Origin of the sequence: Actinacidiphila oryziradicis, from assembly GCF_005047355.1 — a bacterium.
Classification (GTDB): domain Bacteria; phylum Actinomycetota; class Actinomycetes; order Streptomycetales; family Streptomycetaceae; genus Actinacidiphila; species Actinacidiphila oryziradicis.
The window spans coordinates 64,104-88,490 of the sequence record NZ_SUMC01000032.1; the positions used below are offsets into that span (position 1 = coordinate 64,104).

Below are 24,387 nucleotides of genomic sequence, written 5' to 3' on the forward strand. Positions count from 1 at the left end.
TCCGGGACGCCGGGACGCCGCGGGGTGCGTCAGCGGGTCGGCAGCACCTGGGTGTGCTCCTGGCGTACGGCCTGCAGGGAGCGCGGGTCAAGGCCGAGGAGGCTCAGGATCGTCGGGGCGATCTGCTTGGTCTGCACCTTGGCGGCGTCACGCACACCGCTCGGGGCGGAGGCGCCGGACACGACCAGGGGGACGCTGAGGTCGTCGGAGTGGGCGCCGCCGTGCTCGGCGACCTTCCCGGTGCCGCCGGTGTAGACGACGCCGTACTGCGCGATGCCGAAGATGTCCGGGACGCGGGCGTCGCCGGCCTTGACGCCGAAGTAGTCGGCGGCGGCCTTGCCGGCGTAGACCTTGCTCAGGCCGCCGTGGGTGAAGGCCTTGGGCTTGGCGTTGATGTCGGTGCCGGTGCCGCTCTGCGCCAGCAGGTACTTCTTGGCGAAGTCGGTGGCGGCCTTGGAGCGGTCGTTCAGCCAGAGCAGCATGCCATCGTCATCGACCGAGTGCGCCACCAGGGCGCCGGCCGTGGGATGGACCTTCTTCCAGGCCGCGTTGAGGCCGTCCAGCAGCGGGCCGTCGTCGACCCGGGTCAGCGCGGCGGGGTCGGTGGGCGACTGGCCGTGCTTGGCCGACAGGATGATCGTGGTGCTGCCGGCCAGATGCTGCTTGCTGATCTCGGCGGTCAGCGCGCCGATCTCCGCGTTGACGAAGTCCAGGTTCTTCGACAGGAGCGGGCCGGGCACGTTCTTCGAGGTGTAGCCGCCCTTGAGGCCTTCCGAGGTGGGCAGCTTCTGCGCGGTGGAGACCGACTGGAAGTTCAGGCCGAAGATGGCCGGGGTGCCGACCTTGTGGGCGCGGCTGTGGTCGTAGCCGTCGATCTCGTTGAGGACGGCCTGCACCTTGTAGTTGTCGTACTGCTCGGTGGCCTTGTTGTCCATGCTCCAGTCGTTCCCGGCGGCGTAGCCGAGTGCGTCGCTGTTGATCTCCGGCGCGAACAGGTCCTGGATGCCGGTGCCCGAGGGGCCGCTGAGGATGTCGTAGGCGGCGTGCTTGTCCGACCACGCGGTCCGCAGACCCGCTTGGCGGGCCACCTCGAAGATCGTGTTCACCTTCAGGTACGAGTGCGGGTAGACCGGCTTGCAGGTCTTGGGATCGACCGGCAGCTTGGAGGGATCGATCAGGCTCACCGGGCTGCCCGTCATCGACAGGATGCTGTTCGGCAGGCCCTTGAGGCCCTGGCCGGCGTCGATGGAGGCCTTGTTCTTGTCCAGGTCCTCCGTGAGGTCCACCTCGGCACCGGGCTTTACGCCCTTGCAGTTGGTGGTCCCCGCGGGCAGCAGCGCCGCGTTGTAGGTGTCGTCGTAGTAGACGCCCGTGGTGCCGGGACTGCCTCCGGTCGCCTGGGCGACCATGCCGGGGAAGGAGTCGGAGGGCGTCGTGGTCTTGGCGTTGGTGTACTCCACACCGCTGCCGACCAGACGGGCCAGCGCCGACTTCGGGTTCCTGGATACGTACCAGGCCAGGTCCGACTGGTGCAGACCGTCGACGGAGACCAGCAGCACATGCTTGGTGGCTGACCGCTGGTGCGTGGCGGTCGAAGCAGAGGCGAAGGCGGAGGTCTGGGTGACAGTCGCACCGGCCAGGATTCCGGCGACACCGAGTAGGGCGGCGGGCCTGACAGAACGGCGGGTCATGGTGTCTCCTGGCTACTCACAGTACAAGCGGTTGCTGTTGTGGTTATGAGTAGCGGCCTCTTTTGTACTGAGAGCGGCGCGCATGTGAACGCACGGCCAACGAGCGGTCGGGTCTTCCCCAAGTAAGGACGGTGCCCGCGGTCATGGGACCGGGATACCGGGATACCGGGCCCGGCGCGGCCGGCACGGCGTGGTGCGTGCCGGCCGCCGCGGGGGCGGGCCGTCGTTCAGATGGGTCGAGGAGTCAGACGAGGCGCTTGCGGCCCCACACGAAGATGAACACCGTGATGGCGGCGGTGAGGGCGAGCAGAATGGAGGCGCCCAGCCACTGCATGGAGGACATCTGGGAGTAGGGGATGTACTCGACCGACCAGCCGACGATCCCCTTCTGCTGCACGCAGGCCGCATGCGCCTTGTCCGTCGGCGAGTTGGCGCAGGTGCTCCAGCCGTAGAGCTTTTCGGAGGCGGTGGTGAACCATTGGTCCACCTCGTAAGCGGCGTTGGGCAGCGTCGCGTCGTGCTCGACGCCCTTGTTGGTGGTCAGCGTGACGACGTTCCCGAGGTCCGGCCGGATGTACGACCAGATGATCTGCACGGCGACGGCGAAGCCGAAGGTGACGACCATGGACAGCAGGGTGCGGCGCAGCAGCATGCCGATCGCGACGCCGCCGACCATGGTGAACAGGGTGAGCGCCACCGGCACGGGTCCGCTGTTGTCGAAGCCGGAGCCGTCGGTCCAGAAAAGGACGTTGGCGTCGGTCCGGACCGGCGCCCACCACCAGGTGAACACGGTGGAGATCGCGGCGGTGCCCACGACGACCACGAGGACGGTGACACCGAGCTTCGTGGCGAGCCAGCGGACCCGGCTCACGGACTGGGAGGTCACCAGCTTGGCGTGGCCGTTCTCCAGGTCGCCCGCGATCAGTGGCGCGCCGATGAAGACACCGATCAGGATGGGGAGGAAGCCGAGAGCGGATGCGGTTTCGAGCAGCGGGCGGTGGCTGAGCTTCATGTCCCAGTTGCTCGACGCCTTCGGATGGGGCCAGCCGGGGACGCCGTTGAGGAAGTCCATCATCTGCCCGCGCTGGTAGACCATCCAGGCGACGGAGAGGACGGTGCCGGCGATGAGGGTCCAGAAGGCGGCCCGGTGCTGGCGCCAGACCAGCCAGTTCAGGCCGCTGAGGCGGGGGCCGCGGCGGGCGGCCTCGGTGGTGACCGGGGAGGGGGTGCTGGTCAGGGTGCTCATGCCGCAACCGCCTTCGCGACGGCCCGGTCGCTGGCCTGGGCGCTCGGGGTGATCAGGGGAGGGGCCTGCGGTGAGCGCAAGTAGGCGAGCAGGAGTTCCTCCAGGTTCGGGGAGTCGGCCTGCCAGTCGCCGTCGATCGGTCCGTCGGGGCGTACCAGCGCGGTGATCTGACGTCCGCTGGTACGGGATTCGACGATGGTGTGGGGCGCGAGGGCGGCCGGGACGCCGTCGCCGTCGCGGCGGGCTCCGTTGAGCAGGGTGTGGGCGGCGAGCAGTTCGTCCACCTCACCGGCCAGGCGCAGTCCGCCGTCGGCGATGACCAGCAGGTAGTCGCAGACGTCCTCCAGTTCGCTGACCATGTGGGTGGACATCAGCACGGTGGTGCCGTGCTCGGCGGCCTCCGCCATGACGGTGCCCATCATTTCGTGGCGCACCAGCGGGTCGAGGTCGGACATCGGCTCGTCGAGCAGGAGCAGGTCGGGGCGCTTGCCGAAGGCGAGGGCGAACGCCACCCGGGTGCGCTGCCCGCCGGAGAGGGTGCCGATCTTCGCGTCCAAGGGCACATTGCCCGCGCGGACGATGCTCTCGGCAGCCCGCTGGTCCCAGCCGGGGTTCAACTCCCCTCCCATGCGCAGGGTCTCGGCCACGGTGAAGCGGCGGAAGAGCGGCTTCTCCTGGGCGAGGAACGCGGTGCGGTGGTTGGCCTCCTTGGACTCCGGGGCCGCGCCGAACACCCGCAGGGAGCCCGCGGTCGGCTCCAGCAGGTGCGCCGCGATGTTCAGCAGGGTGGTCTTGCCGGCCCCGTTCGGGCCCACCAGCCCGCAGATCCGCCCCGCCGGCAGCCGGAAGGAGCAGTCCCGCAGGGCCCAGCCCCGCCGGTACTTCTTTCCGACGCCGTAGGCCTCTATCGCGGAGCCCTCGCCCGGCTCCCCGAAGCCGGTCCCGTTGCTACTCATCTGTACTCCTAGCTCCCAACGTTTCCGCGTTTCCGGCGGCCGCCGTGGTCCCGGCGTACCGCTTCTCCAGCACCGACGTGACCAGCGCGATCACGTCCTCCCGCTCCAGGCCCGCCTCACGAGCCCGGGCCATCCACACCTCCAGCTCCCCCCGCAGCGGCGAGTCCGCCCCCGCCTGGGGGCGGGCCAGCGACCGCCGCACGAAAGTGCCCAGTCCGGGGCGCGGCTCAACCAGGCCCTCCCGTTCCAGCTCGCGGTACGCCTTGAGCGTCGTGTTCGGGTTGACCGCGCAGGTCTCCGCGACCTCCTTGGCGGTCGGCAGCCGGTCTCCCGGCACCAGAACGCCCAGGCGCAGGGCCTGCTTGGTCTGCTGGACGATCTGCTGGTAGGCGGCGACGCCGCTCCGTCTGTCGATACGGAACTCCAACCTCCTTCACCACCCTTTAGCTACTTGATTAGTGGAATGAGGATGGAGGCCGGACCGCGGACCTGTCAAGCGGGCAGCAGAAAGCCCCCTCCGTGGACGTGGTCACGGAGGGGGCAAGGGACGCAGGAGCCGGCGCCGTCTCCGTCCCCTATCCCACGCGCTGAATCAGTGCCCGCCGGATGAGGAACTTGCCGGGCTCACGAACCTGCTCGAAGGCCGCGTTGTTCAGCAGTGCGCAACTCCCGGAGACCGACGTAACGGTGACCACCGTCGACTTGTTGTTGTCCAGGTTCGTCACCTTGAGCTTGGTTCCCTGCGGGAACTGGTTGCTGGACGCGGCCGGGGCCCCAGCCTCACCGGAGAGCGTCACCGTAGAGCCGGGGCAGACCACGTTTCCGGCCGGCGCGACGGATGCGGACCGCGAGGCGGCCGACGCACCAGGGACGGACGGCGAGGCGGCCGACGGGGTGGCCGCCCGCGTGGCCGATGCGACGGCGGAAGGCTGTGCGCCCGCGACCGCTGGGCAGCCGGACGCCTTGAGCTGAACTCCGATCTGCGCGATCACGGCTTCCCGGTTGGCTATCCGGGCAGCCGAGAGGGCATCCGGATGGGCCCGCTGATCGGCGATGAAGTTCTGGTTGTTCCGCACCGCGGTGTCCAGTCCGTCGCAGACGACCGACGCGTTGCTGGTTCCTGTCGTGACGATCGCGATACCCCCGGCAAGCGCAGCCGCGCCGACAAGTGCCACTGCCTTGTTCCTACGGCTCAGCGTCCTCTTTCGCGTCATGTGCGACTCGATGTCCTTTCGTGAGACCAGCCGTACGCAATTCGTGTCAGCAACCGTTACGGAGTGGCTGGGAAGATCCCTCAGCGCGGATGTCACTCAAGACCGGCTTGAAGCTGCCTTAAGGCTGCCTTGAGGCTGCCTTGAGGCAGAATCACGCCAACTAGGAGAAAAGGGCACCTGTTGCCACGACGGGAACCACCCATCGGTCAGGCGGTGTCACAGCAGCCAGACGCCCAACGCGACGAGCGCGAAGCCCACGACCAGGAACACACCGACCACAGCGCCCATGGCGCCGACCAGACGGCCGCCGCGTGGCGGCTCGGCGCTGCGCCGGAAGGTTTTCACCATGAACAGGCCTACGAGCACGACGCCGATCCCGGCGAGCAGAGCGACCATTCCGAAGAAGCCGGCCCAGCCGGGGGAAAAGTTCGGGTTGTTGTGCGCGACACCCGCGAGAATCACAGCCTTGTGCACGCGTCACTCCCCCTCGGCGAGCTGCTGGACGTCCGACTCGATCCCGGAGCCCGCGGCGTAGACCGCCGTGTTCAGACCGGTGCCGGAGGAGTTCTTGTACGCGGCGTCGGTGAGTTTGGCCCGCTCGCTGAGGTTCTCGCCGCCCAGGCTGCCGTGTTCCTCCAGGTGTCCGAAACGGGCATCGTTGGCGGCGTTCCCGGTGGAGCCCGTGGCGGCGTTCGTCAGGGCGTCCTGCGCGATGACCGAGCCATCCTGGTGGTTGGACACGTCCGCCGTAACGCCGCCGCTGATGTTGCCGAGCGCGCCGTTGACTGTGGTGCCGAGCCGGCCCTCACCACGGAGGATGTTGCCGACCGTGCCCGTCAGATGGGCGCTTTCCGCCAGCGACGCACCGCCCGCGGTGAACGCGGCCGTGCCCAGGGCCTCGCGGCTACCGGTGGACAGATCCTGGCCGACCGTGACCGGCTGACCGCTGAGCGTCTGGTTCAGCATCATGCTGCCCGAGTCGGCGACGAAGTTGGTGGCGAAGCTCTCGGCACCTTTCGTAGCGAAGTCCGCGCCGAACCGGGCCACCGTGGAGAGCACCTCCGCCAGCGTCGCCGCCTGTTCGGCGCTGAGCGCGGCGAACCGTTCCAGCAGGGTGGCCACCTTCTCGGCCGCCGACGAGAACAGCTCGACCAGGTCGACGACCTTGGCGATCCGCTCGGCCACGGCCGTGTTGGCGACGAGGTCGGAGAGGAAGCCGGTGAAGAAGGACAGCGCGGCGCCCGCCACCTCCATCTCGGCGATCTGGACGCAGATGTCAATGATCGACTCGTTGATCCGGTCGATTTCGTCGGCGTACGACCGCAGTCCCGCCGCGATCTGGTGGAAGTTCCCCGCGACCTCGTCGATAACCTTCTTCTGCTTCTGCCAGTGCTTCTCAAAGGCGTCGCGCGCATCGCCGTGCCAGCCCTGGTGGTCGACATTCTCGACGGCGAGATCGAGGGCTCCTCTGATGCCGGTCAACTCGGTTCCCATGGCGTCCCAGCTGCGGGCGATCGACCGCAGGGCCTCGCCGTCGCCGCCGGGCAGTTCCACGCCGCATGCCTGGAGGATCCCCAGGACCTTGCCGTCTATCCAGCTATTGACGCTCACGCCCGCCCCTACCGGGTCACGGACCGGAGGTACTCGACCGCGGCCTGGTCCGAGGCCGAGTAGTTGGTCGCGTTGATGCGCAGCCCCCGCTCATCGCCCGCCAGCGCCTTGGACAACTGCCCGAGCGCTTTGACGGTGCTGTCGAGCAGCTGCTGGTACTTCGCCGTCGCCCCGTCGCAGGCCCCGAGCAGGCCGAATGCCTGTCCGACACCGGAGGCGCCCGCCGAGAACGTACCGACCTCTTTGGCCAGGCCCCGCGACTCTCCTCCGAACTTGCCTGCCAGCTCGGTCAACACCTCCGGGTTGACCCCGAACTGCGCGCTGCCGCCGCCCATCCCGCTGCCCCCGTTCGTATACGCGACCCGCAGTATCTCAGCCCGGAACGGGCCCGAGGAAGTGTTTACGCGGGCTATGCGGGAAGCAGCCATATGTTTTGCCCCACCTTGAGCGGTCGCTTGCCCGCAACCGGTCCGCGCGCCGCGCGAGGGCGGCCGGGCGGCTCTGGCGTCGTTCGGACCTGTCAGGTCAGCCACGCCTCGTACGACATGACGTCACCGGCCTTCACCTTGTACTCGTCGTCGTCCTTGGTGAAGGTGGTTTCGAGTCCGAGGACCTGCCCGGTGCGCGGATCGAGAATCAGCATCTGCCGGCCCCCGCCTTCTGCGACGCGATCGGCTGGCTGACCGCCGCCCTGCGCGAGGACATCGAACGCCGTTACATCCAGGACCAGACCGCCATCACCCGCGACTCGCTTCAGCACGTGGCCGGGCGAGTGCACGAACTGCGGACGGAATACCAGCAGCGCTACGACACCCTGCGCGCCCGCCTGCTCGCCGGCTGGCTCCTGGGAAGCATCCCCGTGCTGACCTTGGCGTGGGTGGTCAGCGCCCGCTGACCATAGAGTGTCCCGGATGAGTGCTCGTCAGGGGCGTGACAGCCCATTACGCACCCGCCTGTTGGCCTCCGGAGCGGCCGCGGCGACGGTGACCGCGGGGTTGGCAATCACGGCCGGCGTGGAGGGCGACGTCGCCAAGTCCGCCGGGGACGCCCTCTACACCGTCCTGGTCCAGACGCTCGTTGTCGCGGTCGCGCCCCGCTTGAAGCCCGCGATGGCGGCCGGGATCGCGGTGGGAATCAGCTGGACCGTCGAACTCCTGCAGCTCACCGGGGTGCCCTCGGAACTGTCCGCGCGGAGCGTCCTCGCGCGCCTCGTCCTGGGATCCACCTTCAACCCGCCCGACCTGTTCTGGTACGCCGTAGGTGCGTCATTCGGCTGGCTCATCCACACGGCGGTACGCTCCCGCCGGCTCACCGCCCGGTGACCCGCGCGGAGCTCCAGTGGTGGTGTCAAGCCGGAGAGATTCCCCGGGGCCCGCCGTCTTCTGGCCGAGGCCCGCGGCCACCAGCTTGCTGAGACCCGCAAGCCTGATGCGGTACCTGTAGCCGCGGCTGACCGCTGTTGACCGTGGCTGACCCTTGCATCTGGCACGGCTGTAGCACGCCAGCCATCACAACTCCCCGAGTCTTGCTCGGCAGGAAGGACGGTGGCCATTTACAAGATGATGGCGTGTACACCAGGGAGGTCATCAAAGGCCGCCTTGGCATCGGTAGTGACAACGGTGCGCGCCGTGGCCGCAGCGATGGCCGCGATGGTCAGATCATGTGCGCCCCGCGGCTTCCCACTACGCCGCACGTGCGCAAGCAAGCGAGCATGAATGCGGGCGGTGTCGGCGGTGTAATCATCCACAGGGACCAGAGCGAGCAGACCATCGACAAACGCCTGGCGTCGTCGCGAAGGATCCTGAGTCAGGGAAGGACGGCTGCCCGTCCGTCTTTGTCGACGAGGACAACGCCGACCTGGTGCTCCAGGGGGTGAAGGCCGATGAGGAGACCCGCGAGGGTTGCCTGACCGTCGGTCCGATTCCGGGGCACGAGGCGGTGATTCGGATTCCGGCCCGGTTGGTGCCGGCCTTGAGGGAGGCGTGCGATGCCGCAGAGCGTGCCCAGCTTCATTGACATGCTGGCCGAGTGCCACCAGTCGGCCGTGCATTTGGAGATGCGCGATGCCTACGCGGTCGGCGATGAGGCTGACGAGTTCGAAGCGTGGCAGCGCGGGCACCGCACCGACTGGGACGACCGGGCAACGTGGTGGCATCCCTTCTACCAAGGGATCTCCGACGCCGTGGCGCGCGGCGTCGTGGTCCGCCGCGCACGTGTCGTCTCCGAACCGGTCACTGAGTACATCCGGTACGAGCACTTCATCACCCGAGCCAACGTGGTGGCCGGGGAGCAGGTGCGGTGGCTGCCCCGCCGCCGGGCAACAGACATCGCGTTGCCGGGCAACGATTTCTGGCTCTTCGACGACCGCCTCGTCCGCGTGAACCACTTTACCGGCGACGGGGTCATGGTGGACCAAGAAGTAATCGACGACACGGCCGTCGCGAAGCTGTGCAGTTCCGCGTTCGAAGCAGTCTGGGAACGGGCTGTGCCGCACGAGGATTACCAGGTCTGACAGTACGAATCACCGGACAGCCAGTCATGCCCTCATCACCGTCCTCCAGCGCCCAGGTCGCTCGCGAAGCCGTCGCCGCACGGCTGAAGGAGATACGTCTGGACGCCGGGCTGACCGGGCTTGACCTGGCTGTCCGGTGCGGCTGGCACAAGGCGAAGTCCTCCCGGATCGAGAACGCGAAGACCCCGCCCTCCGATGCCGACATCCGGGCCTGGACCCAGGTCTGCGGCGCCGAGGACCAGGCCGCCGACCTCATCGCTGCCTCCCGCACGGCCGAGTCAATGTACATGGAGTGGAAGCGCAAACAACGCACCGGACTGCGCCGTCTCCAGGAGTCGTACATCCCGCTCTACGAGCGCACCAGACACTTCCGCGTCTACTCCTCAGACGTCGTTCCCGGGTTTCTCCAAACCCCTGGCTACGCCACCGCACTGCTCTCGGCGATCACCGATTTCCGCGGCATCCCGAATGACGTCCCGGAGGCTGTGGAAGCCCGTATGGCCCGATCGCACGTCGTCCGCGACCGACACCGCCGCTTCGCCCTTCTCGTCGAGGAATCGGTCCTGCGCTACCGCATCGGCGACCACGAGACGATGGCCGGTCAGCTCGGCCAGCTCCTGGCCGTGATGTCGCTGCCATCGGTCTCCCTGGGCGTCATCCCGTTCACGGCGTCCCGCCGTATGTGGCCGCTGGAGGCGTGCTACATCTACGACGACCAGCTGGTGCAGGTCGAGCTGCTAACGGCGGACGTCACTGTGCGCGCGCCCAGCGAGGTCGCCACATACGTGAAGGCATTCACCCAATTGCAGGCACTCGCCGTCTACGGGGCGAAGGCACGCGCTCTGATCACGTCGGCGATCAACGACCTCGGCTAATCCCCGCGCAACCTCATGCAACTTCATTGAGGTCCAACTGCCCTGCTCCGTAGCGTTGTTGCCGTGGCCGCCACATGCGCGGAACCGATGCGACGGAGGTACGTAATGAACCGAGGCAAGCCCCAGGTAACGAGGAACGCGGCCGTTCCCGCCGTCACGCCCGAATCCGTACGGGCCCTCCAGCGGCGTGTGAAGGCGTTCGCCGCGACCGGCACCACCAGCAACTCGCCGGTGACCTACCACCGATAACCGTCTCCCGGAGGGGGACGCCGCCACGACGTAACGGCGTCCCCCTCCGCCCGCACTGCCTGCACCGCCTCAACCGTACAGCGCGGACTACGGCGTTCATGGCGGCGGTGATCTCGTAGTGGTGGGCCTGGTTGGTCTCGGCGGGGTCTACGGCCATGGCGTGTGCGTGTCCTCGCGGCGTGGTGAAGCAACTCGTCGCCGACCTGATGACCATGAGCCAGCCACCGTCTGACCCGTTGCGCTCGCTGGCAAACGAGTTGGGTGTGCAGGAAGCGGACCTGCACCTCAAGCGCTGAACAGTGCTGGGAGTACGAAGCCCGGCAAGGCATCGTACTGACAATTATCTGGAGGGACGCCGTCAGCCCTTCGGTGCCAAACCGGGCACTGACACCACCCTGCTCCGCGCCCAGCTCACCGGATCACCAGGTCAACGATGAGGCCTCGGGCACGAAGGTGGTCGGCGGCACGACCCCCCGCAACCCACCGGCGTCGGCCGTGCCGGCCGTCAGGCGACCGAGCCGAGGGATCCGGCCGCGTTCGGCCTGGCCTCAGCGGTTCCGTGCTCCGCCGCGTCGTGGTGGATCGGCGTGTGCGCGCCGGTCAGCGGGACGCCCGTGCCGCCACGCCGGGCGGCGACGATCTCTGCCGCGATGGAGAGGGCGGTCTCCTCGGGTGTGCGGGCTCCGAGGTCGAGGCCGATGGGCGAATGGAGCCTGGCCAGTTCGAGTTCGGTGACGCCGGTTTCGCGGAGCCTGCGGTTGCGGTCCTCGTGGGTGCGGCGCGAGCCCATCGCGCCGACGAACGCGACGGGCAGCCGCAGGGCCAGCTCCAGCAGGGGGACGTCGAACTTGGCGTCGTGGGTGAGAACGCACAGGACCGTACGGCCGTCGGTCCCGGTGTGCTCAAGGTAGCGGTGCGGCCAGTCGACCACGATCTCGTCGGCTTCCGGGAAGCGGACCCGGGTGGCGAAGACGGGGCGGGCGTCGCACACGGTCACGTGGTAGCCGAGGAACTTGCCCGTGCGCACCAGCGCCGCGGCGAAATCGACGGCGCCGAAGACGATCATGCGCGGTGGCGGCACGCTCGACTCGACGAGCAGCGTCAGCGCACGTCCGCAGTGCGATCCGCTCTCTCCGATGACGAGAGTGCCGGTGCGGCCCGCGTCCAACATGGCACGGGTCTCGCCCACGGCTGTGCGGTCCAGCTCCGGGTGGCCGCCGAGGCCGCCTTCGTACGATCCGTCGGGGAGTACGAGCAGGGGCCTGCCGAGCAGTTCGGCCGGGCCTTCGGCCACCCGGGCGACTGCCAGGGCCTTCCCCCGGGCGGCGGCCGACAGCGCCGCCGCGAGCACCTTTCTGCCCGGAGCGTCGGCGCGCACCGGCGTGACAAGGATGTCGATGACCCCGCCGCAGGTCAGTCCCACGGCGAAGGCGTCCTCGTCGCTGTAGCCGAATCGCTCGAGCACGGTCTCGCCGTCCTGGAGCGCCTGGGCGCACAGCTCGTACACCGCTCCTTCCACGCAGCCGCCGGAGACCGAGCCGATGGCCGTGCCGTGGCTGTCGACGGCCAGGGCTGCGCCGGGTTGACGGGGTGCGCTGCCGCTGACGGCCACGACTGTGGCGACGGCGAAGTCCCGGCCCTGCTCGACCCACCGGTCCAATTCATCGGCGATGTCCAGCATCTCGGTCTCCTCGTGGTTTGTGGGGCGCTGGCGCAGCGGGGCAGGCCACCCGGGGACCTGCCCCGGGTGGCCCTTGGACTCAGCCGGCCCGGTTGTCCCCGGTTCCCGCCAGCAGCACCCGGTCGGGCCGGATCGGCAGGTGCCGGTGGCGTACGCCGGTCGCGTGCCAGACCGCGTTGGCGATCGCCGCCGCGGCTCCCACGATGCCGACCTCGCCGAGGCCCTTGATCCCGGTCGGGTCGTGGGTGTCCGGGTCGTCCACCCAGTCCGCCTCGATGAGCGGTACGTCGGCGTTCGCGGCGAAGTGATAGCCCGCGAGGTCGCCATTGGCGAGGCCGCCCGACGCCTGGTCCCTGATCGCCTCCTCGTGCAGCGCCATGGAGATACCCCAGGTCATTCCGCCGATGAGCTGGCTGCGTGCGGTCAGTGGGTTGACCACCCGGCCCGCGGCGAAGATTCCGAGCATGCGCCGTACGCGTACCTCGCCGCTGGTCACATCGACGGCGACCTCGGCGAACTGCGCACCGAAGGAGTGCCGTTCGCGCTTCTCCAGCGCGCTGACGGCCTCTGCGGTGTTCGACCGTGCGGTGATGCCTTCCGGCGGGATGTCGCCGGTCAGGGCCAGTTGGGCCCGCAGTTCGCTCGCCGCGACGGTGATCGCCCAGGCCCAGGATCGGGTGCCCATCGAGCCGCCGGCGAGCATCGCCTGGCCGAAGTCGCTGTCCGCGATCTTCACCCGGACGCGTCCCAGCTCCACCTCCAGCGCGTCCGCGGCGATCTGGGTCAGCGCGGTCCGCGCCCCGGTCCCGATGTCGGCCGCGGTGATCCGTACGGTGAAGGTGCCGTCCGCCTCGGCCGTCACGGCCGCCGTGGACCCGGCGACCCCCGCCGAGTACGTGGCCGCCGCCGTACCGGTCCCGAGCAGCCAGCGGCCTTCGCGGCGTACTCCGGGACGCGGGTCCCGGTCCGCCCAGCCGAACCGGCGGGCGCCCTCCTCGAAGCAGCCGAGCACATTGCGGCTGCTGAACGGCAGCCCGGAGACGGGCCCGACGTCCGGCTCGTTGCGGGTGCGGAGCGCTATCGGGTCCACGCCACACCTCTCGGCCAGTTCGTCCATCGCGGACTCCAGCGCGAACGAGCCCGGTGCCTCCCCCGGCGCGCGCATCCAGCTCGGAGTAGGCACGTCGAGTCGTACGACGCGGTTGACGGTGTGGTGCGCGTCGGCGTCGTACATCACCCGCCCGTAGGCGGCGGACCGCTCGACGAACTGGTGAACGGTCGATGTGAGGCAGGCCGCCTGGTGGTCGAAGGCGCGCAGCCGCCCGTCGGCGTCGGCACCGAGCCTGACCCGCTGCGCCGTCGGGCTGCGGTAGCCGACCAGCGAGAACATCTGACGGCGGGTCAGTACGACCCGGACCGGGCGGTTGATGACGGTCGCCGCCATCGCGGCGAGCACCGTCTGCGGTCGGGTCGAGCCCTTGGACCCGAAGGCGCCGCCGACGTGCTCGGACCGCACCCGTACCGACGCCGGATCTAGGGAGAACAGCTTCGCGAGGTCCTGCGCCACCATGAAGGCGCCCTGGTTGGAGTCGACGACCTCGAGCCGGCCGCTGTCCCAGCGCGCCATCGCCGCGTGCGGCTCCATCGCGTTGTGGTGCTCCTCCGGCGTGGTGTATTCCTCGTCCACCACGACGGCGGACGCGGCGAGTCCGGTCTCGATGTCCCCCTTCTCCGTCTCCGCCAGGAGCATGAGGGTGTTGTCCGGCGTGTACATACCGGGGTGCCCGGCGGAGAACGCGACGTCGTGCGGCTCCTGGTCGTAACTGACGACCAGCGCGTCGGCGGCTTCCCTGGCCTGCTCGGAGGTCTCGGCGACGACCAGTGCCACCGGCCAGCCGACGTGCGGCACACGGTCGTGCTGGAAGACCTGGATCACCGGGTTGGGCCCGAACAGGCCCACCACCTCCTCCAGGTGCGGCGCGTTCCCGTAGTGCAGGACGGCCAGGACACCGGGCATCGCCAGTACGGGCCCGGACTCGACGGAGCGGATACGGCCGCGGGCGATGGTGGACAGGACCAGCCAGCCGTGGGCGAGCTCCGCGAAGGGGATCTCGCCGGAGTAGCGGGCCGCTCCCGTGACCTTGGCCCGGCCCTCCATGCGGGTGTGGGAGGTGCCGACGGCCGGCGTCGCCGCGGTGGCCGTAGCGGTTGTTCCGGTCGTCGTGGTCATCGGGCGGCCTCCTGGGTGAGCTCGGTCAGCATGGCCACGACGAGGTTGCGCGTCAGGGCCACCTTGTACCCGTTGTGGGGCAGCGGCTCGGCGGCCGCCAGTTCGGCGTCGGCGGCGGCGGCGAACGCCTCGGCGGTCGCCGGACCGCCGGTCAGCACCCGCTCGGCCTCCAGGGCCCGCCAGGGCCTGGACGCGACCGCCCCGAAGGCGAGGCGCACGTCACGTATCACGCCGTCCTGGATGTCGAGGGCGGCGGCGATCGAGCCGATCGCGAACGCGTACGAGGCGCGCTCGCGCACCTTCCGGTAGCGGGAGGCGGCGGCGACCGGAGCGGGCGGCAGGGTGACGCCGGTGATCAGCGCGCCGGGCGGCAGCGCCGTCTCCAGGTGCGGGGTGTCGCCCACGGGCAGATAGAACTCCGCCAGCGGCAGTTCGCCGGGCCCGTCAGCCGTCTCGTACGACACGACGGCGTCGAAGGCGGTGAGCGCCACCCCCATGTCCGAGGGGTGGGTGGCCACGCAGTGCGCGGAGGCGCCGAGGATGGCGTGGTTGTGGTGCTCGCCCGCGATGGCGGGGCAGCCGCTGCCCGGAACGCGCTTGTTGCACGGCTTGGTCGTGTCGGCGAAGTAGCCGCAGCGGGTGCGCTGGAGGAGATTCCCGCCGACCGTGGCCATATTGCGCAACTGGCCCGAGGCGCCGGCCAGTACGGCCTGTGCCAAGGCCGGGTAGCGGCGCCGCACTTCTGGATCGGCGGCGAGGTCACTGTTGGTGACGGTCGCGCCGATGCGCAAGCCGCCGCCCTCGGTGACCTCGATCCGGTCGAGGGGGAGCTCACGTACATCGATGAGCAGCGCGGGTTTCTCCACCCCGGTCTTCATCAGGTCGACGAGATTGGTGCCGCCGCCGAGGTAGCGCGCCTCGGGGTCGGCGCCGAGCAGGGCGACGGCGCCGGGGACGTCGGTGGCGCGCTGGTAGCCGAATTCCCTCATGCCGTCACCGCCGAAGTCTGTGCGCTTTCAGCCGCTCGCGCGACTGCCTTCACGATCGACACGTACGCGCCGCAACGGCACAGGTTGCCGCTCATCCGCTCTCTTATCTCCTCGGCGTCGAGCGGCGGCACTCCCGCTTCGGGCCGTACGTCGGCGGTCGCGGCGCTCGGCCAGCCCGCCGCGTGCTCCTCGATCACCGCGATGGCCGAACAGATCTGACCCGGGGTGCAGTAGCCGCACTGGTAACCGTCGAGGTCTATGAACGCCTGCTGCACCGGATGCAGCCGGTCACCGTCCGCCACGCCCTCGATGGTGGTGATCGCGCGCCCCTCGGCGGCGACCGCGAGCTGCAGGCAGGCGACGGCACGGCGGCCGTCGAGCAGCACCGTACAAGCACCGCACTGGCCCTGGTCACAACCCTTTTTGGTACCGGTCAGATCGAGATGCTCACGCAACGCGTCGAGCAGGGTGGTGCGATGGTCGACGGGCAGCGTGTACTTCTCGCCGTTGATGTTCAGGGTGATGGCGCTGGACGTCGATAGGGCCATGTTCAGCCTTCTTTCGAGTATGTGGTGCGGGCGTCGAGCGGCGGCCCCCGATGCCGGGGTTGTCCACCGGGGCTTCGAACGGACCTCGCCACGCGGAAGTGATCGTACGTCTGCCGCCCGGGCCGGTCCCCTCGGCGGCCCCGGTAGCCGTCGGGAGGCGTCCCGCACCGACCGCGCCTGCCCTATGGTGAACCTAAGCGGACAACCATCCGCTTCCTCGAAGCTATCGGACAGCTGTCCGCTTAGCAACCCCGCCCCGGTCGTGAATCTGGATCGTGAATCTGGATAAGGAGGACGAGTGCAGCAGAAGAGAAACGAGCGACTGCGCTCGGACGCGCAACGGAATCGCGAACGCATTCTAGAGGTGGCGCTGGAGGCGCTGACCCAGTCGGGCGAGGCCTCGCTGACCTCGATCGCGAAGAGGGCCGGCGTCGGGCAGGGCACGTTCTACCGTAACTTCCCCAACCGCGAGGCCCTCGTGCTGGAGGTCTACAAACACGAAGTCCAGCAGGTCGTCGACACCGCGGCCCGGCTGCTGGAAACCCGCCCACCCGACCAGGCGCTACGCGAGTGGATGGACCGCCTCGCCCAGTACGCCATGACCAAAGCCGGCCTGGCCGACGCGATGCGCAGGGCGACCTGCTCGAACGGCAGCTTCGCCGGCTTGTCACACGGCCCGGTGACTTCCACCATCGCGACCCTGTTGAAAGCGAACCAGGAGGCCGGCACCATCCGCCCGGGGCTGGATGCCGACGACCTCGTGCTCGCCATCGGCGGCCTCTGGCAGATCGACCCCAACGGGGATTGGCGGTCCCGCGCCGGACGGCTCCTGGACCTCGTCATGGACGGATTGCGCGCCGGTGCTCCCGGGCCACAGGCTTCAGCGGCTGACGACCCGAAGCCGCAGCCGGCACCGTAGTCGCAGCCGTAGTCGCAGATGAGGCCGGGCGGGCGGAGGAAGACGCGGCTGCGCTACTCTCGCGCCCACATCAGCCACCTGAGAGATCCGGGACTCCCATGCCAGACCACAACCGCAGCCGGTTAGGTGCGATGGCCTACGCGGCGGCCGGCGTAGAACCGCCGCCCACGATCCCCCCGCGTGAGGACGACCCCGAGCGGGTCGGCCCGTATCTCATCGTGTCGGTGCTCGGCAGCGGCAGGACGGGCCGGATCTATCTGGGCCGGGGCGCCACCGGCGCGCGCGACTTAGCCGCGGTCAAGGTGCTCCGGTCCGAGTACGCGGAGGACCCGCGCTTCCGCAAGCGTTTCGAGCGGGAGATCGACGCGCTGGCCCGTGTCCAGAGTGCGCACACCGCGCAGCTGATGGGCAGCGGCTGCGACGAGGCCCTGGTGTGGGTGGCCACCGAGTACACACCCGGGCCGACCCTCGCCGAGGCCGTCACCGCGCGCGGGCCGATCAATGCGGCGGCGGCCTGGCGGCTGATGGCCGACCTGGGACGCGCGATCGAGGCCATGTGGCGGGCGGGGATCGTTCATCGCGACCTCAAGCCGTCCAATGTGATCCTGGCTGCCGACGGCGCCCGCGTGATCGACTTCGGTGTCGTCCAGGCCGCCGGCAGCAGCGCGGTCACCGCCACCGGCCAACACCTGGGCACACCCGCCTACATGTCCCCGGAACAGGCCGTAGGCCAACAGGTGACGGCCGCGTCCGACGTCTTCTCGCTGGCCTCCACCCTCACGTACGCCCTCGTCGGGAAGGCGCCGTTCGGCGAGGACCCGGGCGCCGACGTCCTGCACCGGGTCGCCTCCGAACCGCCGCGGGAGGAAGTCCTCGACAAGGTGGCGGCCATCGACCCGGACCTGGCCGTATTCATCCGGGCCTGCCTGGACAAGGACCCCGAACGACGTCCGGCACCGGGGCAGGTGTTCAGGACGGCCATCGGGCACCAGCTGTCCGCGCCGGCCGGGAGCCCGCCTCGTCCCGCCCGGAGCAGCTCATCCGCCCGTGACAAGCCGCCCGCCGCTCCGCCCGCGGCCACGGACCCGCCCGCCGCGACTGCCGCGCCCGCCGCGTCCGCTCCCAGGAAGCGCAGAAACGTGTGGGCCGCCGCCGTAGCAGGGGTGGCCGTCCTGGCCGCCGGGGGCGCCGCAGTGGCGCTGCTGCAGCCGGGCGGCGACCAGGCCTCCGCCCAGCACGGACCCAGGTCCTCCCCGGCCGCGACGGGCATCCGGACCGAGGCGCCCGGCACCTCGCCGAGTGCGACCGAGCCGACGCCCACAGCCACGGCATCGAAGGCGGCCGTGCCGCCGGCTGCCGTGAAGCCGGCGGCTACGCAGGATTCCTCGTCCCTGGACATCCGATCCGGCTCGTGCCCCGCCCAGATCACCTCGGAGGCCGGCGGAAAGAACTGCGTCACGGCTCTGCAGACCCTCCTCGTCGGCTACGGCCTGAACCTCGCGGTCGACGGGCAGTTCGGAGCGGAGACCCTCGCCGCGGTCAAGGTCTTCCAGACCGAGGCCGGGGTCGCCGCCGACGGGAAGGTCGGCGCACAGACCAAGAAGTACCTCTACAGCCAGCCTCCCGGTCCGGTCCGGGTCGGCGCGCTGACCGTGACCGAGTCCGTCCACGCGACCGATGTCGGCCGCTGCCTCGACGCGGGTTCCGGCCCCGCGAACGGCCAGAGCGTCCGGGTGTGGCAGTGCACGGCCGCCCGCAACCAGAAGTGGGCGCTGTACCACGTGCCCGGTCAGAGCTCCCGGTACACCATCGTCAACCAGGGCGACCACCGCTGCCTGGACGCCGACATCGGCACCGTCGGCAAGAACGGCCAGCCGATCCGCGGCCGGAACTGCGACGGGCTGAGCGCCCAGAGGTGGACCCTCGGCACCCCCGACCCCTCCCGCGGCGGGACGCTGGTCAGCGTCCCGGACGGCTTCTGCCTGGACGCGTACGCCCCTGCCTCCGGCCAGAACGGTCAGAAGGTCCAGGGATGGGGGTGTGCGGGCAGCAGCAACCAGGTGTGGCACTGGGCCTGAGGGGTTTCCCTCGCTCGACGCCCCGCTCAAGGCGCGGCGACATCGGTGCTGCTTGCTGACTCTCCTCTGCCGGCCGGTGCCGTCGGCCCCGGCCAGGCCGGGATGGCGCGCGTCAGCCAGTATGGGCCATGACAGCCCTGCGAGCGGATCGAGGAAACTGATGAGCGGTACGGACGACAAGGCCGTGGTGGTGGTCGCGACGATCACGCCCGCGGAGGGCCGCGAGGCCGACGTCGAGAAGGCCCTGCGGGAGGCGATCCCGGCGGTGCACGACGAGCCGGGCTGCCTGATCTACGCGCTGCACCGGGCCCGGTCCGGTGCGTTCGTCATGGTGGAGAAATGGGCCTCGGCGCAGGCACTGAAGACCCACTCCGCGGCGGCAGCGCTGACCGCGCTCGCCGCGAAACTCGACGGCGCTCTGGCCGTGCCGACCGACGTCCGGCTCCTCGAGCCGCTGCCGGAGGGGAACGCGGACCGCGGCACGGTCTGACGTACGACCTGGTCCGCGCCGTACCCGGGCGGCCGTCCCTTCAGAAGGAGACTTTTCATTGGTGGAACTTCTACAGGTGACCCGTCACTTATAGAACGTAGAATGACCGGCCGACTCCAGTCGGCAACCGGTCGGTGGCAGCGCGGCCGGTATTCACCGGTCAACGGCGGCGGCCCGCACGGTGTGTTGCAGCAACAGGGCGGTGGTGACCGGTCCGACTCCGCCCGGGACCGGGGTCAGGCCCCCGGCCTGCTCGGTGACGGATACCGCGTCCACGTCGCCGGCCAGGCCGCCGCCGTCGGTGGGGTTGGTACCGACGTCCACGACGATCGCTCCGGCACGTACGTACTCGGCGGTGATCAGCCCGGCCCGGCCGACCGCGGCGACCACCACGTCCGCCGACGACGTGACGGCGGGCAGGTCTGCGGTGCGCGAGTGGCAGACCGTGACAGTGGCGTTCTTGTCCAGCAGCAGGTGTGCGGCGGGCTTGCCGACCACAGTGGAGCGGCCGACCACGGCGACATGGCGGCCGGTCAGCTCGACCTTGTGGTGATCCAGGATCGCGACCACGGCCTCGGCGGTCGCCGGAGCGAACGCCGGAAGGCCGGCCACCAGACGGCCGAGCGAGAGCGGGTTGGCGCCGTCCACGTCCTTCTCGAACGCGATGGCCGAGGCCAGGTCTTCCAGGGCGGCCCCAGCGGGGAGCGGCGTCTGCAGGATGATGCCGTGAATCGTGTCGTCCGCGCTGAGATCGACCAGTGCCGTGCGGATCGTCTCCGTGGCGGCGTCACCACCGAGGTCGACGATGTCGCAGGTGATGCCGACCTTCTCGGCCGCCTTGGCGATCGAGCGGACGTACCAGGCACTGGACTCGTCCGCCGTGGCGACCACCACCGCCAGCCGGGGCGGTGTCCCGGCCTCGGCCAGCCCGGCGGCCTTGGCGGCGGTCTCGGTACGGATAGCGGCGGCGAGTTCCCTGCCGGACAGGACTGTGGCGCTCACTTGCTGATCTCCTTACGGACGGCAGCGGTGACCTGCTCGGCGCGGGCGGCGATGTCGTCGACCTTGTCGGCTTCAGCAGCCAGTTCGGCGCGGGCGGTGACGTCCTTGATGCCGCCGAGGTTGATCTCGACATTGACCCGGGCTGTGGTGGCCGCCGCCCGGGCGGCCTCCGTGGCGGCGGCCACATCAGTGATGACGTTGCGGTTGCCGATCGGCAGCAGCTCCTCGGCCAGCTCGACCACGATCTGCGCCACCGCGATGACCTCGGCCGGGGGCTTGCCCGCACCGATCAGGGCCGCTGCGACAGCCGCCGAGCGGGCGGCCTTCTCCTCATCCGTCGCCTTGGGGAGCTTGTAGGCGTCGGTGACGGCGGTGAACGCCGCCGCGTCGTCCTCGGCCAGTTGCACTGCGGTGGTCCGCAGTTCGTCGGTCTCGGCAATGATCCGCTCGATGGTCAGCCGGTGGCCGGCGTACTTCTCCCCGGTGCTGTAGCGGGCGACCATGCCCAACAGAGCCGCGGCCTGAGCCGCGTGCAGCGCGGCCGATGCGCCTCCGCCCGGAGCCGGCACCCGGTCGGCAAGCCGGTGCAGGAAATCGCCGATCTTCTCGTCGCGCATGAGCGCTCGTCCTCCGGATCACTGAGAGTGCAGGCACACGGCACAAATCCTCCCACGCTCCGCACCAGGCCAGTCACACATCGGTGGGGCGTTTGGGCGGTGCGCCGGCTGTAGCCGCAGTGGTAGCGAGCGGAAGGGTAACGATCATTCGGGCGCCGCCGGTGGGGCTGTCGGCGATGGTGATGCGGCCGCGGTGGGCGAGGGCGATTTCGCGGGCGATGGCCAGGCCGAGGCCGGTGGTGCCGCTGCCGCGTTCTCGGCTGCTGTCCAGGCGCACGAACCGGTCGAAGACGCGTTCTCGGTCGGTGGCCGGGATGCCGGGGCCATCGTCGTCGACCTCGACCCGAACACCGTCGGCGCTGGTAGTGGCCGTGATGAGGACGCGGCCATGGGCGTAGCGGACCGCGTTGTCGATGATGTTGCGGAACAGCCGCTGCAGGTGGTCGGGGTTGCCGACGGTAGTCGCGCCGGGTGCCGCGTCGAGGTCGATGTCGAGGTCGACATGGTGGGCCTGGGTGCTGGTGGCAACGTCCCGAAGGAGTACGCCCACATCCACCCGCTGCCGCTGAGCCGATAGCTGTTGCTCGTCCGCTTTGGCCAGCAGCAGCAGTTGCTGGATGAGGTCTTCCAGTCGGATGGACTGCTGGGCGGCGCGTTCGGCGATGACCGGCCAGGGGGCCCGGTCGGGGTGGGCCAGGCCGACTTCGAGGGTGGTGCGGATCGCGGCGAGAGGGCTGCGCAGTTCGTGGGAGGCGTCGGCGACGAACGCCGTGGCCGAAACAGAGCACGGGCCCGTCACCGCCGAGGAAATCCAGGAGAAGCTCGACCTCCTGCTGCGCGCCCGGGAGCAGCAGCGCACGCCCCCACACACTCAACGCCCCTGTGGCCAAGGGAAGAAACGGAGTGGAATGATGCGATAACTTCCAGTGATACAGCTGCGAAAGTATGCCAAAGTGGAAGCGCAACGGGCCCGCCGGGTCCACTGCGTATCGGGGGAGAAAACATGATCACTGGTAATGAGACGCCGCTTCCGGGCTGGCGGGGCGGTGACGGAAATGCCGCCTACCTCGACAAGACGCTGCGCCACCGGCACATCGAGATGTACCTCAACGAGAGCGTCGACGGGAAGGTCATCTTCCAGCTGTGGGTGCGAGCCGCCGTCGTCTCGTTCGTTGTCTACCTGATCCCCGCCTTCATCGGTTTCATCGTGCTGGCCTCCAGCATCAGCGATTCCTCCACATCCGGCTTCGGCACGCAGTCCTCGGGCAGCGGCAACGGCTCCGGTATTGGCTGGTTCGTGTTCGCGGGGGTGGCCTCCTTCGTCGTCTTCTGGGTCGTGCTGCTTCTGTCCAGGCTGCCGGAGCCGATCGGCGAGTGGCGGGTGCTGCTGGCAGACCGTCATGACCGGGCCGAATCGGTCTACGGGACGATCGCCCGCACCCTGAGCACCCGCAACTACCCCATCACGCCGAAGAGCTTCGGCACTCGGTTGACGCTCAATGAGCGCCATTACACCGCGTATATCTCCGTCTTCAACTACGGCAGTAGCCTCTACCTCGGCTGGATGATGTGGCGGTCGCGCCGTGGCACGGAACTGATCGGCCAGTTCATCGGCGACCTGGTCCGCAGCATGAAGGGCGAGAACGAGATCGAGCACCAGTTGCTGCGCAGCGAGGGCGCCCGCGCCATGCGCGAGGCGGTCCATCTCGCCTGCCGGGAAGGCCTGATGGTCGCCCTTGAGGGCGCGCCGACGGGGGGAGGCATTGCCGCCCCGCCCGCCACGGGCCACATCCCGTCGCCTCCCGTCGCCCCGCCCACCGTTCCCCCGCGCACCGGACAGTTCCCGAACCAGCCTGGGCAACCGCAGTGGGGCCCCGGCAGCGGGTACGCCAACGGCGGATGAGCGTCCTTGTCTCTGCCGGGCCGCAGGGAGCCTGGGCCTGGGCCGGGCTCCGGCTCGAACCGGAACCGGCGATCTCCGAGAACGGCGCGCATGTCGGCCTTCCGGAAGCCCAACGGCGGATAGAGGCGGCCTCCCTGGAGCAGGTCTGGCTGTCGCAGCACTGGCGGCCCGATGGCCGCAGCTTCGAGCTCCGCTATGCCAGGCCTCCAGGAGGCGGCGTCTCCTGCACCTTGCTGTGCCGGATGCACGGAAGGGACGCCGCCTCCGCCTCGGCCGCCGCGCTCGCCCTGCGTGACGCCCTGTCGAGCGCCCCCCGCCATGTCCGCGTTCAGCCGATCGAGGACAGCCAGGAGCTGCATACGGCGCTTGTGCCTTTCGAACGCGCTCCGGGCGGCCTCGCCGAGGTGCGCAAGCGCCTCACTTGGGCCTGGCTGAACCGCCGCGACACCGATTTCTCCCTGGGAGTGGCGGTCTCCCCGCTTGTCGGGGACGCTGTGAGCTGGGAGCCGGTGTGGGACGCGCTGGCGCGCCAGGCGGACCCGACAGTGATCGGCGTCTGCCTGGAGCCGTACGCGCCGCCGCAGGACCTGCACTCCTACCTCCGCTTCCTGGCCCAGGAGTACGGCAGGCTGTGCCGGCCGGGACAGCCGAACCCGATCTACCAGCAGTACATCGCGCCCGATCCGTTCGCGCTCCGGGCCGCGCCGCTCTACCAGGACGCGCTGCGCGTCTGCTCGGGCCGTGCCTATCGGATGCGGATCTCCCTGGCGGCCGTGGGCGCTGCACCCCTGCACCTCGCCGAACTGCTCGCGGCCACCATCTCCCCGCTCAATGCCACGTTCGACGGTGGGGCGGTGGCCAGGGCGGTCCCGCCGCCGGAGTCGGAGGCGGCCTGGACCAACGTAACCGGGCTCCACCGCACCTGGCTGGACGCCGCCTACCGGCAGGAGGTGCCGCAGCCGCTGGGCGAGCGGGAGAAGGTCCTGGCCGACCTCGTCGATCTGCCGCAGGCCTCGGCCGCCTTTCGTTTCCCGTACGAAATCCCGGGCCGGCCGCCGCTGTTCGTCACCACCCGGCGGTCGGAAGCACCGCCGGCCAGGCCGGCTTCCGTCCCCGTACAAGGTGATCCGCACGCCCCGACCTTCGGACCAGGAGACCCCTCTTGAACGCCACCGCCTTCGAGTTCGACGGACCGGCCGGTGAGGCCGACGAACTCGCCCGTTCCCTCGCCAAGTGGCTGAACGACGACGAGGACCTCAGCGGCTCGGCCCGGCTCCGCATGGTGCCGCCCGCACCGGGCGAACAGGGCGGCCTGGCGGACGCCGCGGAGGTGCTGAGTGCGGCGGGCCCCTTGGCGGACGCGCTGGTCGGCGGGCTCTTCGTCTGGCTGGTTGAACGGGTCAGGTCCCGGCGGGTGAGCTTCAAGGTGACCAGGCCGGACGGCGCCTGCGTCGAACTGTCGGCGGGCAGCGTCGAGGAAGCCGCAGTCGTGCAGCAGCAGTTGCGGCAGTTCCTGGACCCTGGCCCCGGCCTCCGCCCCGGCCCCGGCCCCGGCCCCGGCGCCCCGAGCTGAGCG

At 69.8% G+C, this 24,387-nt stretch carries 26 protein-coding genes; 11 read left to right on the forward strand and 15 right to left on the reverse strand.

All coding sequences use genetic code 11. The features are described 5' to 3' along the window. Nucleotides 1-29: 29 nt before the first annotated feature. The 8 genes from FCI23_RS28930 to FCI23_RS28965 all read right to left on the reverse strand — a co-directional run bounded on the left by FCI23_RS28930 (nt 30) and on the right by FCI23_RS28965 (nt 7,146). Nucleotides 30-1,691 (reverse strand): alkaline phosphatase family protein, encoded by a 1,662-nt coding sequence (locus tag FCI23_RS28930; RefSeq protein ID WP_136726883.1) that lies wholly within the window; start codon nt 1,689-1,691, stop codon nt 30-32. 244 nt (nt 1,692-1,935) lie between these two features. After that, nucleotides 1,936-2,937, reverse strand: coding sequence for an ABC transporter (locus tag FCI23_RS28935; RefSeq protein WP_136726884.1), 1,002 nt, complete (start codon nt 2,935-2,937; stop codon nt 1,936-1,938). After that, nucleotides 2,934-3,893, reverse strand: coding sequence for an ABC transporter ATP-binding protein (locus tag FCI23_RS28940; protein WP_136726885.1), 960 nt, complete (start codon nt 3,891-3,893; stop codon nt 2,934-2,936). The genes FCI23_RS28935 and FCI23_RS28940 overlap by 4 nt, the downstream gene beginning before the upstream one ends. After that, the gene (locus FCI23_RS28945; protein ID WP_136726886.1) at nt 3,886-4,320 is read right to left on the reverse strand and encodes a GntR family transcriptional regulator; all 435 of its coding nucleotides are present in this window, start codon (nt 4,318-4,320) and stop codon (nt 3,886-3,888) included. The genes FCI23_RS28940 and FCI23_RS28945 overlap by 8 nt, the downstream gene beginning before the upstream one ends. Nucleotides 4,321-4,468: 148 nt before the next feature. Continuing rightward, on the reverse strand, nt 4,469-5,107 hold the full coding sequence (locus tag FCI23_RS28950) for a hypothetical protein (RefSeq protein ID WP_136726887.1): 639 nt from the start codon (nt 5,105-5,107) through the stop codon (nt 4,469-4,471). A gap of 216 nt (nt 5,108-5,323) precedes the next feature. Beyond that, complete coding sequence (locus FCI23_RS28955; protein WP_136726888.1) at nt 5,324-5,581, reverse strand: hypothetical protein; 258 nt, start codon at nt 5,579-5,581, stop codon at nt 5,324-5,326. A 3-nt stretch (nt 5,582-5,584) separates the two neighbouring features. Continuing rightward, nucleotides 5,585-6,718 carry a WXG100 family type VII secretion target gene (locus FCI23_RS28960; protein ID WP_136726889.1) on the reverse strand — a complete coding sequence of 378 codons (1,134 nt, stop codon included), beginning with the start codon at nt 6,716-6,718 and terminating at the stop codon, nt 5,585-5,587. An 8-nt stretch (nt 6,719-6,726) separates the two neighbouring features. Further along, nucleotides 6,727-7,146 carry an ESX-1 secretion-associated protein gene (locus FCI23_RS28965; protein WP_246144127.1) on the reverse strand — a complete coding sequence of 140 codons (420 nt, stop codon included), beginning with the start codon at nt 7,144-7,146 and terminating at the stop codon, nt 6,727-6,729. A gap of 5 nt (nt 7,147-7,151) precedes the next feature. On the opposite strand from FCI23_RS28965, the gene FCI23_RS56745 reads away from it, so the two are divergent. The 5 genes from FCI23_RS56745 to FCI23_RS56750 all read left to right on the forward strand — a co-directional run bounded on the left by FCI23_RS56745 (nt 7,152) and on the right by FCI23_RS56750 (nt 10,354). After that, on the forward strand, nt 7,152-7,613 hold the full coding sequence (locus tag FCI23_RS56745; protein ID WP_169316969.1) for a hypothetical protein: 462 nt from the start codon (nt 7,152-7,154) through the stop codon (nt 7,611-7,613). 16 nt (nt 7,614-7,629) lie between these two features. Then, entirely contained in the window at nt 7,630-8,040 is a 411-nt protein-coding gene (locus tag FCI23_RS28975; RefSeq protein ID WP_136726891.1) for a ribosomal maturation YjgA family protein, read from the forward strand. A 665-nt stretch (nt 8,041-8,705) separates the two neighbouring features. After that, complete coding sequence (locus FCI23_RS28990) at nt 8,706-9,230, forward strand: DUF6879 family protein (protein ID WP_136726892.1); 525 nt, start codon at nt 8,706-8,708, stop codon at nt 9,228-9,230. Nucleotides 9,231-9,256: 26 nt separating this feature from the next. Beyond that, the gene (locus FCI23_RS28995) at nt 9,257-10,105 is read left to right on the forward strand and encodes a helix-turn-helix domain-containing protein (RefSeq protein WP_136726893.1); all 849 of its coding nucleotides are present in this window, start codon (nt 9,257-9,259) and stop codon (nt 10,103-10,105) included. Nucleotides 10,106-10,210: 105 nt separating this feature from the next. Next, nucleotides 10,211-10,354 (forward strand): hypothetical protein, encoded by a 144-nt coding sequence (locus FCI23_RS56750; protein WP_169316974.1) that lies wholly within the window; start codon nt 10,211-10,213, stop codon nt 10,352-10,354. A 505-nt stretch (nt 10,355-10,859) separates the two neighbouring features. Here the strand turns inward: FCI23_RS56750 and FCI23_RS29000 are convergent. From FCI23_RS29000 to FCI23_RS29015, 4 genes are all read right to left on the reverse strand, one after another. Continuing rightward, nucleotides 10,860-12,035 carry an XdhC family protein gene (locus tag FCI23_RS29000; RefSeq protein WP_136726894.1) on the reverse strand — a complete coding sequence of 392 codons (1,176 nt, stop codon included), beginning with the start codon at nt 12,033-12,035 and terminating at the stop codon, nt 10,860-10,862. A 79-nt stretch (nt 12,036-12,114) separates the two neighbouring features. Next, on the reverse strand, nt 12,115-14,265 hold the full coding sequence (locus FCI23_RS29005) for a xanthine dehydrogenase family protein molybdopterin-binding subunit (protein ID WP_136726895.1): 2,151 nt from the start codon (nt 14,263-14,265) through the stop codon (nt 12,115-12,117). Next, nucleotides 14,262-15,254, reverse strand: a complete 993-nt coding sequence (locus FCI23_RS29010; protein ID WP_136726896.1) for an FAD binding domain-containing protein — start codon at nt 15,252-15,254, stop codon at nt 14,262-14,264. Before FCI23_RS29010 ends, FCI23_RS29005 begins: the two co-directional genes overlap by 4 nt. Beyond that, the gene (locus FCI23_RS29015; RefSeq protein WP_136726897.1) at nt 15,251-15,802 is read right to left on the reverse strand and encodes a (2Fe-2S)-binding protein; all 552 of its coding nucleotides are present in this window, start codon (nt 15,800-15,802) and stop codon (nt 15,251-15,253) included. Before FCI23_RS29015 ends, FCI23_RS29010 begins: the two co-directional genes overlap by 4 nt. A 298-nt stretch (nt 15,803-16,100) precedes the next feature. Here FCI23_RS29015 and FCI23_RS29020 point away from each other — a divergent pair, with 298 nt between their 5' ends. From FCI23_RS29020 to FCI23_RS29030, 3 genes are all read left to right on the forward strand, one after another. Continuing rightward, nucleotides 16,101-16,721, forward strand: a complete 621-nt coding sequence (locus FCI23_RS29020) for a TetR/AcrR family transcriptional regulator (protein WP_136726898.1) — start codon at nt 16,101-16,103, stop codon at nt 16,719-16,721. Between the two features lie 98 nt (nt 16,722-16,819). Continuing rightward, complete coding sequence (locus FCI23_RS29025) at nt 16,820-18,799, forward strand: protein kinase domain-containing protein (protein ID WP_246144129.1); 1,980 nt, start codon at nt 16,820-16,822, stop codon at nt 18,797-18,799. A 160-nt stretch (nt 18,800-18,959) separates the two neighbouring features. Further along, on the forward strand, nt 18,960-19,289 hold the full coding sequence (locus FCI23_RS29030) for a putative quinol monooxygenase (RefSeq protein WP_136726900.1): 330 nt from the start codon (nt 18,960-18,962) through the stop codon (nt 19,287-19,289). 153 nt (nt 19,290-19,442) lie between these two features. On the opposite strand, the gene FCI23_RS29035 is transcribed toward FCI23_RS29030, so the two are convergent. From FCI23_RS29035 to FCI23_RS29045, 3 genes are all read right to left on the reverse strand, one after another. After that, complete coding sequence (locus FCI23_RS29035) at nt 19,443-20,291, reverse strand: bifunctional 5,10-methylenetetrahydrofolate dehydrogenase/5,10-methenyltetrahydrofolate cyclohydrolase (protein ID WP_136726901.1); 849 nt, start codon at nt 20,289-20,291, stop codon at nt 19,443-19,445. Further along, on the reverse strand, nt 20,288-20,908 hold the full coding sequence (locus FCI23_RS29040) for a cyclodeaminase/cyclohydrolase family protein (RefSeq protein WP_136726902.1): 621 nt from the start codon (nt 20,906-20,908) through the stop codon (nt 20,288-20,290). Before FCI23_RS29040 ends, FCI23_RS29035 begins: the two co-directional genes overlap by 4 nt. A 73-nt stretch (nt 20,909-20,981) precedes the next feature. After that, entirely contained in the window at nt 20,982-21,707 is a 726-nt protein-coding gene (locus FCI23_RS29045; protein WP_169316975.1) for a sensor histidine kinase, read from the reverse strand. Between the two features lie 204 nt (nt 21,708-21,911). Between FCI23_RS29045 and FCI23_RS29050 the strand changes: the two genes are divergently transcribed. From FCI23_RS29050 to FCI23_RS29060, 3 genes are read left to right on the forward strand one after another with little or no spacing between them, the layout of a single operon-like run. Next, complete coding sequence (locus FCI23_RS29050; protein WP_136726904.1) at nt 21,912-22,811, forward strand: adhesin; 900 nt, start codon at nt 21,912-21,914, stop codon at nt 22,809-22,811. Then, nucleotides 22,808-23,977: a hypothetical protein gene (locus FCI23_RS29055; protein ID WP_136726905.1), complete on the forward strand. Its 1,170-nt coding sequence runs from the start codon at nt 22,808-22,810 to the stop codon at nt 23,975-23,977. The genes FCI23_RS29050 and FCI23_RS29055 overlap by 4 nt, the downstream gene beginning before the upstream one ends. Next, nucleotides 23,974-24,384, forward strand: coding sequence for an effector-associated constant component EACC1 (locus tag FCI23_RS29060; RefSeq protein WP_136726906.1), 411 nt, complete (start codon nt 23,974-23,976; stop codon nt 24,382-24,384). The genes FCI23_RS29055 and FCI23_RS29060 overlap by 4 nt, the downstream gene beginning before the upstream one ends. Nucleotides 24,385-24,387: the final 3 nt, after the last annotated feature.